General features: G+C 63.3%; 17 protein-coding genes. 9 read left to right on the top strand and 8 right to left on the bottom strand.

Going from position 1 to position 12,835, the window contains the following annotated elements:
* Positions 1-45 precede the first annotated feature (45 nt).
* The 3 genes from NKL06_RS06085 to NKL06_RS06095 all read right to left on the bottom strand — a co-directional run bounded on the left by NKL06_RS06085 (position 46) and on the right by NKL06_RS06095 (position 2,456).
* Complete coding sequence (locus NKL06_RS06085; protein ID WP_023692813.1) at positions 46-1,464, bottom strand: ATP-binding protein; 1,419 nt, start codon at positions 1,462-1,464, stop codon at positions 46-48.
* Entirely contained in the window at positions 1,448-2,113 is a 666-nt protein-coding gene (locus NKL06_RS06090) for a response regulator transcription factor (protein WP_023670175.1), read from the bottom strand. The genes NKL06_RS06085 and NKL06_RS06090 overlap by 17 nt, the downstream gene beginning before the upstream one ends.
* An 82-nt stretch (positions 2,114-2,195) precedes the next feature.
* On the bottom strand, positions 2,196-2,456 hold the full coding sequence (locus NKL06_RS06095) for a hypothetical protein (RefSeq protein ID WP_023692812.1): 261 nt from the start codon (positions 2,454-2,456) through the stop codon (positions 2,196-2,198).
* A gap of 281 nt (positions 2,457-2,737) precedes the next feature.
* On the opposite strand from NKL06_RS06095, the gene NKL06_RS06100 reads away from it, so the two are divergent.
* Complete coding sequence (locus NKL06_RS06100) at positions 2,738-3,124, top strand: ester cyclase (RefSeq protein WP_023692811.1); 387 nt, start codon at positions 2,738-2,740, stop codon at positions 3,122-3,124.
* A gap of 6 nt (positions 3,125-3,130) precedes the next feature.
* Here the strand turns inward: NKL06_RS06100 and NKL06_RS06105 are convergent, their stop codons facing one another.
* Entirely contained in the window at positions 3,131-3,538 is a 408-nt protein-coding gene (locus NKL06_RS06105; protein WP_023670173.1) for a DUF3168 domain-containing protein, read from the bottom strand.
* 217 nt (positions 3,539-3,755) lie between these two features.
* On the opposite strand from NKL06_RS06105, the gene NKL06_RS06110 reads away from it, so the two are divergent.
* Both NKL06_RS06110 and NKL06_RS06115 read left to right on the top strand, forming a co-directional pair.
* Complete coding sequence (locus NKL06_RS06110; RefSeq protein ID WP_023692810.1) at positions 3,756-3,965, top strand: hypothetical protein; 210 nt, start codon at positions 3,756-3,758, stop codon at positions 3,963-3,965.
* Positions 3,966-3,996: 31 nt separating this feature from the next.
* Positions 3,997-4,164 (top strand): hypothetical protein, encoded by a 168-nt coding sequence (locus NKL06_RS06115; protein WP_348625500.1) that lies wholly within the window; start codon positions 3,997-3,999, stop codon positions 4,162-4,164.
* 43 nt (positions 4,165-4,207) lie between these two features.
* Here NKL06_RS06115 and NKL06_RS06120 read toward each other — a convergent pair whose 3' ends face one another.
* Together NKL06_RS06120 and NKL06_RS06125 are read right to left on the bottom strand one after the other, a co-directional pair.
* Positions 4,208-4,474 carry a DUF1488 family protein gene (locus tag NKL06_RS06120; RefSeq protein ID WP_023670170.1) on the bottom strand — a complete coding sequence of 89 codons (267 nt, stop codon included), beginning with the start codon at positions 4,472-4,474 and terminating at the stop codon, positions 4,208-4,210.
* Entirely contained in the window at positions 4,471-4,734 is a 264-nt protein-coding gene (locus tag NKL06_RS06125; RefSeq protein WP_023670169.1) for a hypothetical protein, read from the bottom strand. The genes NKL06_RS06120 and NKL06_RS06125 overlap by 4 nt, the downstream gene beginning before the upstream one ends.
* Positions 4,735-4,981: 247 nt before the next feature.
* On the opposite strand from NKL06_RS06125, the gene NKL06_RS06130 reads away from it, so the two are divergent.
* From NKL06_RS06130 to NKL06_RS06140, 3 genes are all read left to right on the top strand, one after another.
* Entirely contained in the window at positions 4,982-5,344 is a 363-nt protein-coding gene (locus NKL06_RS06130; protein WP_023692808.1) for a co-chaperone GroES, read from the top strand.
* Between the two features lie 64 nt (positions 5,345-5,408).
* Entirely contained in the window at positions 5,409-7,037 is a 1,629-nt protein-coding gene (gene groL, locus NKL06_RS06135; protein WP_023692807.1) for a chaperonin GroEL, read from the top strand.
* 136 nt (positions 7,038-7,173) lie between these two features.
* On the top strand, positions 7,174-7,338 hold the full coding sequence (locus NKL06_RS06140) for a hypothetical protein (protein WP_023692806.1): 165 nt from the start codon (positions 7,174-7,176) through the stop codon (positions 7,336-7,338).
* Positions 7,339-7,351: 13 nt separating this feature from the next.
* Here the strand turns inward: NKL06_RS06140 and NKL06_RS06145 are convergent, their stop codons facing one another.
* Entirely contained in the window at positions 7,352-8,905 is a 1,554-nt protein-coding gene (locus NKL06_RS06145; RefSeq protein ID WP_023692805.1) for a trimethylamine methyltransferase family protein, read from the bottom strand.
* A complete protein-coding gene (locus NKL06_RS06150) occupies positions 8,895-9,194 on the bottom strand; it encodes a glycine cleavage T C-terminal barrel domain-containing protein (RefSeq protein ID WP_023808035.1) in 300 nt (99 codons plus the stop codon). Before NKL06_RS06150 ends, NKL06_RS06145 begins: the two co-directional genes overlap by 11 nt.
* A 127-nt stretch (positions 9,195-9,321) precedes the next feature.
* Between NKL06_RS06150 and NKL06_RS06155 the strand changes: the two genes are divergently transcribed.
* The 3 genes from NKL06_RS06155 to NKL06_RS06165 all read left to right on the top strand — a co-directional run bounded on the left by NKL06_RS06155 (position 9,322) and on the right by NKL06_RS06165 (position 12,680).
* On the top strand, positions 9,322-11,481 hold the full coding sequence (locus NKL06_RS06155) for a transglycosylase domain-containing protein (protein WP_023687235.1): 2,160 nt from the start codon (positions 9,322-9,324) through the stop codon (positions 11,479-11,481).
* 73 nt (positions 11,482-11,554) lie between these two features.
* Positions 11,555-12,139 carry a DUF1214 domain-containing protein gene (locus tag NKL06_RS06160; protein WP_023670163.1) on the top strand — a complete coding sequence of 195 codons (585 nt, stop codon included), beginning with the start codon at positions 11,555-11,557 and terminating at the stop codon, positions 12,137-12,139.
* Positions 12,132-12,680: a DUF1254 domain-containing protein gene (locus NKL06_RS06165; protein WP_023692803.1), complete on the top strand. Its 549-nt coding sequence runs from the start codon at positions 12,132-12,134 to the stop codon at positions 12,678-12,680. Before NKL06_RS06160 ends, NKL06_RS06165 begins: the two co-directional genes overlap by 8 nt.
* The last annotated feature ends 155 nt before the right edge of the window (positions 12,681-12,835 follow it).

Here is a 12,835-nt window from a genome sequence, read left to right on the forward strand (position 1 = left end):
CATAACACAGGCATTCGGCCGTGTCGATTGGCCCTGGGCAGTACATCATTGCAAGCTCCGCAAGCGCACAACCGCCTTCAGCCCGCCCATCGTGGAGCGTTCCAGCGCCAGCGCCCCGCCATACTCGTTGACGAGGTCGGCAACGATGGCAAGTCCGAGCCCGGTTCCCGGCTTTGTCTCGTCGAGGCGCCGGCCGCGTTTCAAGACATCGCGGGCCTTGTCCTCGGGGATGCCGGGACCGTCATCCTCGATCGATAGCTCGAACAGGCCGGCTGCGGCCGGCGTGACGGATACGGCAACAGTGCTCTTCGCCCATTTCATCGCATTGTCGAGAAGGTTGCCGAGCAGTTCCTCCAAATCCTCGCGCTCGCCAGCAAAGACGATGTCGGCCGCCAGCAGCGTAAGCGACAGGCTGACATCAGGCTTGAGTTTTTGCAGCACGCGCACCATGCGCTGCACCAGCGGCGTCACCGGCGTGCGGTAGACGACGCTGTCGCGCTGCGCCGCGACCCGTGCCCGCTGCAGGTAGTGGTCGACCTGTTTCTGCATCGACGCCGCCTGGTCGGCGATGAGCTGGCCCTTGGCGCCGCCTAGAGCCCGGCCCTCATTGATCAGCACGGCGAGCGGCGTCTTCAGCGAATGGGCAAGGTTGCCGACCTGCGTACGCGAGCGCTCGACGATGCGCTTGTTGTTTTCGATCAGCGCATTGGTTTCGTTGGCGAGCGGCTCGATCTCGGCGGGAAACCGGCCATCGAGCCGCTGCGCCGTGCCTTCGCGCACCTGGGCAAGCGCGTTGCGAACCCGGCGCAAGGGCTGGAGGCCGAGCAGGATAGCGATCGCATTGATGGCGATCATGCCGACGCCGAACAGGCTGAGATAGGTCAACAGGCGGCCCTGGAAGGTGGCGATCTCGTGCTCGAGCTCGGTCTTGTTGCCCATCACGCGGAAGCGCGCGGCGCGGTTCTTGGCATCGAGGACGAATTCGCTTTCGAACACTTGCAGTTCCTCGTCACCGATGCCGTCGGTGGAATAGCTGCGCTGGAAACTGGAATTGAAAGGCACCTCGGCAACGGTCGGCGACGGGATCGTCGTGGTCATCGAGGACGAATGAAGGTTGCCGTGCACGCCTTCGGAAGCCGGCTCCACCGACCAGTACCAGCCCGAATTCGGCTCCGAGAAGCGCAGGTCGCCAAGGTCTGGAGCGCCGGTGAGCTGGCCGGTTTCGGAAACGCCGACGGAGCCGATCAAATTGAACAGATGCGCCGACAGCAGGCTGTCGAAGCCGCGCTCGCTGGCCTGGCGGTAGAGCGTGGTGATCAGAGTGAAGATGACGATCAGGGTGAGGATCGCCCAGATCGTGGAAAAGCCGATGACGCGGAAGGCCAGCGAGCGAGGCCAGAGCCGCGCCGAAAAAGGCTTCCTTGCTGGTATGGGGAGCGGTTCCGCCTTACGCCTCCGGCTCACGCATGCGATAGCCCATGCCGCGCACGGTTTCGATCATGTCGATGCCCATCTTCTTGCGCAGCCGGCCGACAAAGACCTCGATGGTGTTGGAATCGCGGTCGAAATCCTGGTCGTAGAGATGCTCGACCAGCTCGGTGCGCGACACCACCTCGCCCATATGGTGCATCAGATACGCCAGCAGGCGGAACTCATGCGAGGTCAGCTTCAGCGGCACGCCGTTGACATCGGCCTTGGAGGCCTTGGTGTCGAGGCGCAGCGGCCCGCAAGTGAGCTCGGACGAGGCATGGCCGGCGGCGCGGCGGATCAGCGCCCTCACCCTGGCCAGCACCTCCTCGATGTGGAACGGCTTGGTGACATAGTCGTCGGCGCCGGCATCGATGCCCGACACCTTGTCGCTCCAGCGGTCGCGCGCTGTCAGGATCAGCACCGGCATCTTGCGGCCGTTGCGGCGCCAGCGCTCGACGACGCTGATGCCGTCCATCTGCGGCAGGCCTATGTCGAGCACGACGGCATCGTAGGGCTCGGTGTCGCCGAGGAAATGCCCCTCCTCGCCGTCATAGGAGCGGTCGACCACATAGCCGGCATCGACCAGCGCGTCGGCCAGCTGCCGGTTGAGATCCTTGTCATCTTCTACGACGAGTACGCGCATGATCGGTCAGGCCTGTTGATGGGTCAGATATAGGCCGATTCCGGTGGTCTGGGAAACGAGCCCTGCAAGAGGGAAGATTGGATCAGTTCGCCGGGACGACGATCTCGGAACGGCGCGGACGCTGGCCGTCCTTGCCCGGCACAAGCACGACGATGACGCAGACCTCCTGGCCGCCACGCGTCGTCTGCGAAGCCTTGGCCAGCGTGCCGCCATTCTGCTCGGCAACCTGCTGGCCGATCGCGTAGCAATCCGCCGCGGCTGCCGGCGTCGCTTGCGACGCCAACAGGCCGGCCGCTGTGAGCGCCAGTATCGCGATTCTGACATGAGAGCGAAGCGTTTTCATGGTCGGCGTTGTAACGCAACTGTGCTGAACGTGAAATGAACGGTGAACGGGTGAAAATCCATCCCCGCAATACCCCCCTGCGCGCGCAACGAATGAATGCGATCCTACCGCCCAGTCCCTCAGACCGGGCAATGGATTCATAACCGGAAAACCGGCTGCGCGGCTATGGTGTTTGCGCGCAGGTTCTCAATTCGCAGCCAGATTGGGAACAGGTCAAGGCGAGACCATTCTGAAGGGTCGCCCTAAATAGCGCGGGAAACGCCAAATCATCGGAGTGCGCCATGACGGATAAAGACCTTGCCGACCTTTACCGGGGCTATATCGCTTGCCTGAATGACCAGGACTGGGCGAAACTTGGAGACTTTGTCGGCGACGAGGTGCAGCACAATGGCGAAATGCTGGGCCTGTCGGGTTATCGCCGTATGCTCGAAGGCGATTTCGAGGCGATTCCCGACCTCCGCTTCAACATCGAACTGCTGGTCTGCCAGCCGCCGCGCGTGGCGGCGCGCCTGCATTTCGACTGTCATCCCAAGGGCGTGCTGTTCGGCCTGCCGGTGAACGGCAAGCGCGTGTCGTTCGCTGAGAATGTTTTCTACGAATTCGGAGAGGGTCGCATCCGCGAGGTGTGGTCAGTCATCGACAAGGCCGAGATCCAGGCGCAGATCTAGGTTGCTTCAATCACTTTGTTCGGTGAGAGCGCGTATCCGCAGCACCCCGTGGTAGAGCGCCAGGTCCTCGTCGTAGCGGGCCTCGGCGAACTCCAGCGACAGGCGGGTCTGGTCGCGCGAGCCGGTGGCGAAAGCGGCGCCGTCAAGGCGCGCCCGGATGCTGTCCATAATCAGACGCGTCTCGGCCTCGCCTTGCGCCTTCGACCAGACATGCAGCGTGATGAGCTGGTCGTCATCATTGTCGGCGCCGGTGTCCAGATCGAATGCGCTGGTCCTGCCATAGGTCACATAAGGGAAGGCGGCACTGTCGGCCGCCTGCTCGCGCAACCCGGCGCCGCCGAGCAGCGCCGTCAGCGAGGCATCGCTCTTCAATCTCATGAACAAGGCTTGCAGCAAATCGCCGGGCGCCGTCATCGTCGTCTCCGTTCGCCTGTCACGCTTTGAACAACCTCAGTTTCGCGCGCAACCTAACCGCGTTGCACGGATTTCGCCAGATGACGATCCGCCTGATGGAAGGCGGCGAATCGGGCGGCATGGCCCTTTCACGGACCGGGTTCTATTTGGCATGCGGGGAGTTTCAAGAAGGGTGTTATGAGGAGCCCTGTTTTCTCCGGCAATTCGAGGTCATTTCATGCGAACGCCACCGCTGCTGCCGGCTTTTGGAAAGCTTGGCGTCAAGCCCCCGGTCGCGATTGCGGCAGCACCCGCCCTGTCGAAGAGCACCGTGGCCCTGCGCATGCGCGAGATACTTTCAATGCATGGCGGCCTGGCCTTGAAGCTGTCGGTGGTGGCCTGGACAATCCTGATCCTGGCGGCGGCATTTTTCATGTCAAGGGCCTGATGCCGATATGACAAACCGCTACGCGTTGCGCATGTACGAGCCCGAGAGCTGGACTATCTTCGACATCTTCACCGGCCAGCCTGTCGAGCTTAAGCAACAGGTAATGGTGGCCATGAATTTGCGCGATGCGGAAGCGATGGCCGACCGCCTGAACAGCCGGGACGTCAAGCGGCGGGCAAAAGCCGACCGCAAGTCCTGACGCACGCTGATCTCAGCCGCTCTGATTGCAAGACGAACGCGCGCTAACCGAAATCCGCGGCTGTGAGCACATATATGCTCTTGCGGGTGCGGGCGTAGGCCTTGCTGGCAATGTCATGGATGGAGCTGGACGCGGTGTCGAAAGCCGCCAGATAGGTGGCTTCCGCGGTCGCCGTCCCTGATGGCGCCTTCGAGAGGGCATCGGCTGCGACAGAGAAGGAAATCTGGAACATGCCGTCGTGGCCGACAAAGCGGATGCGCTTGCCGGCCTCGTCATAGAAGCGACTTGGATTGGGGAATGTCAGGCTCATGACGTGCCCCCCTTCGGCGCGGCGGCGGCTTTCTTGACTGTCGCCCGCTTCTTCTTCGGTGTCGGGTTCAAGGCTTCCGCGACGCGGTCGGCCTCTTCCTTGGCCAAGCGCAATTCCCTGAGCCTTGCCGTCTTGATCTCCCTGGCCCTCGCTTCGGACATGTAGTCGGAGGTTGCCTTGTTGCGCTCGGCCGTCTTCTTCTGCTTGTCCATGAAGCGGGCTTCAGCTTTTTCCATGATGCTCTGATTGCCTTCGGCCATCGCCTAAATCTCCTTCGTGCCTGAAATTGTGAAATCGAACTTACGATATAAATAGTCACTTTTGCCTCGGAATTCAATTTTTTGAAATATCTAGGCGCCTCGCGACGTTTCGAACCCTGCAGACATCATAATACTTTTTAATATTTAATTTTGGCCACGAATAATTTTTGGCACTCCTATCTATCGAGTGCCAACACGCCTATAAGAACGGCGCGGTCGCCTATGCCGGCCCCAGAAAGAAGTTCTCATGAAGTTTCGGCCACTCCACGACCGCGTCGTCATCCGGCGCGCCGAAGGCGATGTCAAATCCAAGGGCGGCATCATCATTCCCGACAATGCCAAGGAAAAGCCGCAGGAAGGCGAAGTCATCGCCGTTGGGCCGGGCGCACGCGACGAAAACTGCGCGCTTGTTCCGCTCGACGTCAAGGCCGGCGACTTCATCCTGTTCGGCAAATGGTCGGGCACCGAGGTCAAGATCGACGGCGAGGACCTGCTGATCATGAAGGAAGCCGACATTATGGGCGTCATCGACAAGAGCGAGACGGCCGCTATCGGCAAGAGCGGGACGGTCGTCACCGAGAAGAGCGTCAAAGCCAAGAAGGCTGCCTGACCGGCCTGGCTTTGCCAGGCTCCGGCGAGCCGCTTGCTTCACCACACCAACGGGATTGAAAAAAATGTCTGCCAAGGAAATCAAATTCGCCACCGACGCGCGCGACCGCATGCTGCGCGGCGTCGAGATCCTCACCAATGCGGTGAAGGTCACGCTCGGCCCCAAGGGCCGCAACGTCATCATCGACAAGGCCTATGGCGCGCCGCGCATCACCAAGGACGGTGTGACGGTGGCCAAGGAAATCGAGCTTGCTGACAAGTTCGAGAACATGGGCGCGCAGATGGTGCGCGAAGTGGCTTCGAAGACCAACGACCTCGCCGGTGACGGCACCACCACCGCCACGGTGCTGGCCGCATCGATCCTGCGCGAAGGCGCCAAGCTGGTTGCCGCGGGCATGAACCCGATGGACCTCAAGCGTGGCATCGACCAGGCTGTCGCCGCCGTGGTCAAGGACATCAAGGCGAAGGCCAAGAAGGTCAAGTCGTCGGCCGAGATCGCGCAGGTCGGCACCATCGCCGCCAATGGCGATGCCAGCGTCGGCGCCATGATCGCCAAGGCGATGGACAAGGTCGGCAATGACGGCGTCATCACCGTCGAGGAGGCCAAGACCGCCGACACCGAACTCGACGTCGTCGAAGGCATGCAGTTCGACCGCGGCTATCTCTCACCCTATTTCGTCACCAATGCCGACAAGATGCGCGTCGAACTGGAAGAGCCTTACGTGCTCATCCACGAGAAGAAGCTCGGCAATCTGCAGGCGATGCTGCCGATCCTCGAAGCAGTGGTGCAGAGCGGCAGGCCGTTGCTGATCATCTCGGAAGACGTCGAAGGCGAAGCACTGGCGACGCTGGTCGTCAACAAGCTGCGCGGCGGCCTCAAGGTCGCGGCCGTCAAGGCGCCGGGCTTCGGCGATCGCCGCAAGGCGATGCTGGAAGACATCGCCGTGCTGACATCGGGCCAGATGATTTCCGAGGATCTCGGCATCAAGCTCGAAAACGTCACCATCGAGATGCTTGGCCGCGCCAAGCGCGTACTGATCGAGAAGGACACCACCACGATCATCGACGGCGCCGGCACCAAGGCGACCATCCAGGCGCGCATCGCGCAGATCAAGGGCCAGATCGAGGAGACCACGTCCGACTACGACAAGGAGAAGCTGCAGGAGCGGCTGGCCAAGCTCGCCGGCGGCGTCGCCGTGATCCGCGTCGGCGGCGTCACCGAGTCTGAAGTGAAGGAAAAGAAGGACCGCATCGACGACGCGCTGAATGCGACGCGCGCGGCGGTGGAAGAAGGCATCGTGCCCGGCGGTGGCGTGGCGCTTCTGCGCGCAAGATCGGCTCTGGCCGGCCTGACCGGCGCCAATGACGATGTGACCGCCGGCATTTCGATCGTGCTCAGGGCGCTGGAAGCGCCGATCCGCCAGATCGCCGAGAATTCCGGCGTCGAAGGCTCGATCGTCGTCGGCAAGCTGTCCGACAGCAAGGACCAGAATCAGGGCTTTGATGCCCAGAACGAGGTCTATGTCGACATGATCAAGGCCGGCATTGTCGACCCGGCGAAAGTGGTGCGCACCGCGTTGCAGGACGCCGGCTCGATCGCCGCCCTTCTGATCACCGCCGAAGCGATGATCACCGACATCCCGGCCAAGGATGCGGCGCCTGCGGGCGGCGGTGGCGGCATGGGCGGCTACTGACCATCGCCCGAAAATTGCCCGCCTGGGAATCTGGGCGGGCATAAATCAGAACAGGCTGCCCGAGACATTTCCCCGGCGAGCCAGGAATTTCCGTCAGTCAGTCAAGACCAGTCAGCAACGACAGGGAGATCGACAGATGATCACATTCGCCCCGAAGCCAAACGCTGTATCCGCGACCAAGCCGGCGGAGGAGAGCCGCTTCGATCGCATCCGCCGGATTGCCGCCGACAAGCACAGACAGACCGATGCCGGCATGATCCGCCGCGAGCCGCCGAAGCCCGGCGACAAGCGGCCGATGTGACGGCTGCCAACCCTCACGACACCGGCAACGCTCCGCCCTCTTCGGTGCGGCGGGCAATGAACTCGTCGAGCACATCGGATGTGGCAACGGCCGACGCCGGCGGCTGGAAGTCGGCCAGCGTCCGCTTCCAGATGCCGGTGGCGCGCTCGGTGGCCGACTTCGAACCGGACTGCGTCCAGCTGCCGAAATTCGACCAGTCGGCGACCAGCGGCTCGTAGAAGGCGGTGCGGTAGCGCGTCATGGTGTGGCCGGCGGAGAAGAAATGCCCGCCCGGCTGGACTTCGGCGATCGCCTCGAAGCCGATCGAATCCTTGTCGCCGGGGGTCGTAGCACAGAGTTCGGCAACCGTCTGCAATGCCTCGATATCGGTGATCAGCTTCTCGTAGGAGACGCTGAGGCCACCCTCCAGCCAGCCCGCGGCATGGATGCAGACGGTGGCGCCGGCAAGCACCGAGCCCCACAGCGCGAACTGCGTCTCGTGCGCCGCCTGCACATCGGAAATGTTGGCCGCACTGCCGCCGCCGGACCGCCAAGGCAGGCCGGTGAAGCGGGCCAGCTGACCGGCGCCCAGCGTCGCCTTGACGTGCTCGGGCGTGCCGAAGGCCGGTGCGCCGGACTTCATGTCCACATTGGAGGAGAAGGATCCGTAAACCACCGGTGCGCCCGGCCGCACCATCTGCGCCAGCGCGAGACCAGCCAGCGCCTCGGCATGCTGCAGCGTCAATGCGCCGGCGACGGTGATCGGCGCCATGGCGCCGGCCAGGCAGAAGGGCGTGATGATGGACACCTGGCCGGCCTTGGCGAAGTCGATGATGCCTTGCGCCATCGGGATATCGAGCTGGCGCGGCGAATTGGTGTTGATCACGGTGTAGCAATGGACGCCGGCCAGGAACTCGTCCTGCGAGAGCCCGCGCGCCAGCCTGATCATCTCGAACCCATCCTCGACCTGCGGCGTGCCGCGGGCGAAGACGAAGGGGAACTTGTCCGACAGGGTCAGCTGCGCACGGTTGACGGCATAGTGGCGCAAATGGTTGTCGACATCCTGCGGCTCGATCCAGGGGCCGAGCATATGCAGCACGTCGAAATTCTGAACAAGCTTGGTCAGTTCTTCGAAAGCGGCGAGCGTGCCCGGACGCCGTCCGCGTTCGAGATCGGTGACGTTGGGCGCCCCGGCTCCGGCGAGGAACGTCATCGAGCCGAGCTCCAGCATGAGATCGCGGCTACGGTTGCCCGCCAGCGCCCGGATGGATTTCGGCACCGAGGCCAGTGCCGCAGTGACAATATCGCGGCCGATGCGCACCATCTGGCTGTCCTCGTCGACCAGCGCACCGGCTTTGGCGTAGATCGCCCGTGCCTCCGGCAGCAGCACCTTGATGCCGAGCTCTTCCAGCACGCGCAACGCCGTGCCGTGGATGGCCGCGACCCGGTCGTCCGAAAACACCGGCTGCGGCAGGAACGGGTTCTTGAGCGAGCGATAGTTCGGGTGGCGGCTTGGCCCGCTGCCGGCATCACCGGTGTGCCCGCGCCGGCGCTCGCGCCTGGTCTCCCTTATGATGTCATCGACCATGGCCAAAACTCCTCATTGCCGCATCGCCTTGCCCTCGGGCCGTATGGCGAGCCGGAATAATTCGCGCCGGCCGCTCGACGCCGCCGACAATGTGCACCCAAAGCGCGGTCCCCTCCCCGGCGAATTCGTCCCCCAGCAACGTCAGCGCGACGCTTTTGCCTATTGTGTTGCCATAGCCGCCTGAGGTGACGAATCCGACCCGCCGGCCCTTGTGCCAGACTGGCTCGAAGCCACTGGCGTCGGCATCGACGGCGTCGACCTCCAGCGTCACGATCCGGGCGGCGCTCAACAAACCGTGCGGTGTGGCCTGGCTGCCCTTGTGAGCCGGGCTGAAATGGAAGAATAGTCTTCGCCGGGTATGCCCGCCCTGAAATTGCCCGCTTGCGGTTCTCAGGTGGGTTGGGTGAGTTTCGGGAATGGCCAGTCCTTTAGAACGACGTCCAAGACGAAGAGGTCCGATCGCCGCCGCACTGCTGGCGGTGGACGCGTGGATCGATTCCTCGCTCTACGAAATCGGCTTCAAGGCCGGCCAGTTCTGGGAATCGGCGACCATTTTTTCGCGGCGCTTCCGAGTCACCGGCTGGCGACGCGGCATCATCGAGGTGCTGAGCGAAGGTTTTACGATGGGCGCCGGCGGCGTCGTCGTGCTGCTCGCACTCGCGATGCCGGCCTTCCAGATCACCACCGGCGACTGGCGCAGTCAGGGCGATTTCGCCGTCACCTTCCTTGACCGCTACGGCAATGAGATTGGCCAGCGCGGCATCATCCAGCGCGATTCCGTGCCTGTCGACGAGATGCCGGACCATGTCATCAAAGCGGTGCTGGCGACCGAGGACCGACGCTTCTTCGAGCACTACGGCATCGACGTGCTCGGCCTGTCGCGCGCCATCTTCGAGAATGTGCGGGCTAATTCCGTCGTCCAGGGCGGCTCCAGCATCACCCAGCAGCTGGCCAAGAACCTGTTCCTGTCGAATGAGCGGACCTTCCAGCGCAAGATCAAGGAAGCCTTCCTGTCGCTGTGGCTGGAGGCCAATCTGTCGAAGAAGGAGATCCTGCAGCTCTATCTCGACCGCGCCTATATGGGCGGCGGCACGTTCGGCATCGAGGCGGCGGCGGATTTCTATTTCGGCAAGAGCGTCAAGGATCTGAACCTCGCCGAGGCGGCGATGCTGGCCGGCCTGTTCAAGGCGCCGACCAAATACGCCCCGCACATCAACCTGCCCGCCGCCCGTGCTCGCGCCAATGTGGTGCTGTCGAACCTCGTCGATTCTGGTTTCATGACCGAAGGCCAGGTGCTGCAGGCAAGGCTGCATCCAGCCGAGATCGTCGACCGCGGCGAGCAGAAGAGCCCGGACTATTATCTCGACTGGGCCTTCGATGAGGTCAAGAAGATCGCCAAGCCCGGCCAGCATTCGCTGGTCGCACACACCACTTTCGACGCCAACATCCAGAAAGCGGCGGAGGAATCCGTCGAATTCCATCTCCGCCAGTTCGGCAAGGAATACAACGTCACCGAGGGCGCCGTTGTAGTGATCGAGACCAATGGCGCGGTACGCGCCATTGTCGGCGGCCGCGACTATGGCGCAAGCCAGTTCAACCGCGCCACCAAGGCGCTGCGCCAGACCGGCTCCTCGTTCAAACCTTACGTCTACGCCACCGCCATGGAGCACGGGTTCACCCCGGACTCCGTCGTCTCAGGCGGGCCGATCAGCTGGGGCGGCTGGTCACCGCACAATTACAATGGTGGCTCGGCCGGCAACGTGACGCTGATCACGGCGATCGCCAAATCGATCAACACCGTGCCGGTACGGCTGGCCAAGGACTATCTCGGCATCGGCCCGATCAAGGCGATGGCCGAATCATTCGGCGTGGAATCGCCGCTGGAGTCGCACAAGACCATGGTGCTCGGCACATCGGGCATGACGGTCATGGACCAGGCGACGGGCTACAGCGTGTTCGCGCAGAACGGCTTCGCCGGCTCGCGGCACGGCATCACCCAGCTCGTCACCCGCACCGGCGATGTCGTCTACGACTTTGCCAAGGATGCGCCGGCGCCGCATCGGGTTCTGTCGGAACAGGCTTTGAAATACATGAACACCATGCTGGCTGCGGTGCCGGCGATCGGCACCGCGCGGCGCGCGCAGCTGCCCAACATCGTCGTCGCTGGCAAGACGGGGACGACGCAATCCTACCGCGACGCCTGGTTCGTCGGCTTCACCGGCAATTACACGGCTGCCGTCTGGCTCGGCAATGACGACTTCACCCCGACCCGCAACATGACCGGCGGCACGCTGCCGGCGATGGTGTGGCAGCGGCTGATGGTCTACGCGCACCAGAATATCGACCTGAAGCCGATCCCCGGCCTAGACAAGCCCTTCGTCGACGAAGAGATCGCGGCCAAAGCCGAGGAAGCGGAGAAGAAAAACGCCGATCAGGCAGCCGCCGATGCCGCGGCCGAGCGCCCGGCGGTGTTGTCCAGCCGCACGACACAGACGCTGCGCGAGATGACCAAGGTGTTCCAGACAGCGCCCGTGCTCGGCTCGCCGCAGACACCGGAGACCCTGTCGGCGCTTTGATTCCACAGCGCTGCTTGCTCTGTGGCCTGCCCCGCTATATCCCCGAACGATAATTCTCTCGTCCCGGTTCTTCATGCTCAAGACCGCCTTTTTCACGCTGCTTTCGCTTGCCATAGCCATCGGCCTCGGCGGCGGCAGCGTCTGGTATGCGCTGCAGGCGCAGAGCGGCGTCGGCGCGATCAGCATCGGCCAATGGACCGCCTTCCCCGAGATCGGCACGCAAGATGCCGACCCCTATTCGAAGGCGCGCGTGGCGCGCGAGGGCGTGCTGGCGCTCGGCAAGGCGGAAGGCTTGTCCTTCATCGCCGAACGCGATGCGGCCGGCGATGAGCTTCAGCGGCAATGCGACTACAGGATCGAAGGCAGTTTCCCGACCGCCCGGTTCTGGACGCTCTATGCCGCGGATCAATCGCTCGGCGTGGTCGACACCGGCAAGCCGAGGCTGGCGGCGCTGCAATCCTACCAGGTGCTGCGTCAACCCGACAATTCGGTGATCATCGCCGTCGGCAACCGTCCGGCCCCCGGCAACTGGCTTCTGACCGAAGGTTTTGGCCGGATGTATTTCGTGCTCACCTTCTACGACACGCCGATTGCCTCAAGCACCGGCCTTTCCGACGTGTCGCTGCCCCGGATCGTCAAGGCTGGCTGCAATGCGTAGGTTGCTGCACGCCATCCTGCTCGGCCTGCTCGGCGCCGGAATCGTCCACATCGTGGTGCTTTTGCTGGTGCCGGAATTTACCGAGCGCGATGCCTGGTCACGGCTGGCGATTGCGTCCGACCTCTACAAGATGACTAGGCTGGATGCCGAGGCGGGCGGCGCGCCGGTGGTGAAGTCGGTGGATCCGCTGTTTTACGCCGCCGCCTGCCGCTTCGACCTTGCCGAAGGCGTGGTGCGGATCAAGGCGCCGGGCAGCGTGCCGTTCTGGTCGGTGTCGGTCTATGACCGCAACGGCCACAATTTCTATTCATTCAACGACCGCACGGCGACCGGCAGCAAGCTGAACACCGTGGTGCTGACGCCGGCACAGATGATCGACGTGCGCAGGGAGCTTCCCGAAGACCTGCAAGGGGCGATCTTCGTCGAGGCGCCGATCGAGGAAGGCATCTTCGTCATCCGCGCCTTCGTGCCTGACGACAGCTGGAAGCCGGTTGTGTCGCAGTTCCTGGACCAGAGCTCCTGCGAACTGCAGGACTACTGACCTCACCCCGACGACCAGCAAATTCAGTGGTGCGGAACAGGCGTCCGTGGTGTGCCCGGCTGGTCCGCCGGTCGCGCCTGGCCCGCCAATGGCGGATGCTCGTAGCGGACGCCGGGAAAAATGATCACCGCCGCCGGCGTACCGGTGTCCTGAAC

Source organism: Mesorhizobium sp. C268A (genome assembly GCF_040324475.1).
GTDB lineage: Bacteria > Pseudomonadota > Alphaproteobacteria > Rhizobiales > Rhizobiaceae > Mesorhizobium.

Excerpts from the sequence above, each read along its gene's own strand:
- NKL06_RS06095 (WP_023692812.1), bottom strand. The coding sequence starts at position 2,456 with ATGAAAACGCTTCGCTCTCATGTCAGAATCGCGATACTGGCGCTCACA.
- NKL06_RS06105 (WP_023670173.1), bottom strand. The coding sequence starts at position 3,538 with ATGACGGCGCCCGGCGATTTGCTGCAAGCCTTGTTCATGAGATTGAAG.
- NKL06_RS06145 (WP_023692805.1), bottom strand. The coding sequence starts at position 8,905 with ATGGTCGATGACATCATAAGGGAGACCAGGCGCGAGCGCCGGCGCGGG.
- NKL06_RS06100 (WP_023692811.1), top strand. The coding sequence starts at position 2,738 with ATGACGGATAAAGACCTTGCCGACCTTTACCGGGGCTATATCGCTTGC.
- groL (WP_023692807.1), top strand. The coding sequence starts at position 5,409 with ATGTCTGCCAAGGAAATCAAATTCGCCACCGACGCGCGCGACCGCATG.
- NKL06_RS06110 (WP_023692810.1), top strand. The coding sequence starts at position 3,756 with ATGCGAACGCCACCGCTGCTGCCGGCTTTTGGAAAGCTTGGCGTCAAG.
- NKL06_RS06125 (WP_023670169.1), bottom strand. The coding sequence starts at position 4,734 with ATGGCCGAAGGCAATCAGAGCATCATGGAAAAAGCTGAAGCCCGCTTC.
- NKL06_RS06115 (WP_348625500.1), top strand. The coding sequence starts at position 3,997 with ATGTACGAGCCCGAGAGCTGGACTATCTTCGACATCTTCACCGGCCAG.
- NKL06_RS06165 (WP_023692803.1), top strand. The coding sequence starts at position 12,132 with ATGCGTAGGTTGCTGCACGCCATCCTGCTCGGCCTGCTCGGCGCCGGA.
- NKL06_RS06130 (WP_023692808.1), top strand. The coding sequence starts at position 4,982 with ATGAAGTTTCGGCCACTCCACGACCGCGTCGTCATCCGGCGCGCCGAA.
- NKL06_RS06155 (WP_023687235.1), top strand. The coding sequence starts at position 9,322 with ATGGCCAGTCCTTTAGAACGACGTCCAAGACGAAGAGGTCCGATCGCC.
- NKL06_RS06120 (WP_023670170.1), bottom strand. The coding sequence starts at position 4,474 with ATGAGCCTGACATTCCCCAATCCAAGTCGCTTCTATGACGAGGCCGGC.
- NKL06_RS06160 (WP_023670163.1), top strand. The coding sequence starts at position 11,555 with ATGCTCAAGACCGCCTTTTTCACGCTGCTTTCGCTTGCCATAGCCATC.
- NKL06_RS06140 (WP_023692806.1), top strand. The coding sequence starts at position 7,174 with ATGATCACATTCGCCCCGAAGCCAAACGCTGTATCCGCGACCAAGCCG.
- NKL06_RS06090 (WP_023670175.1), bottom strand. The coding sequence starts at position 2,113 with ATGCGCGTACTCGTCGTAGAAGATGACAAGGATCTCAACCGGCAGCTG.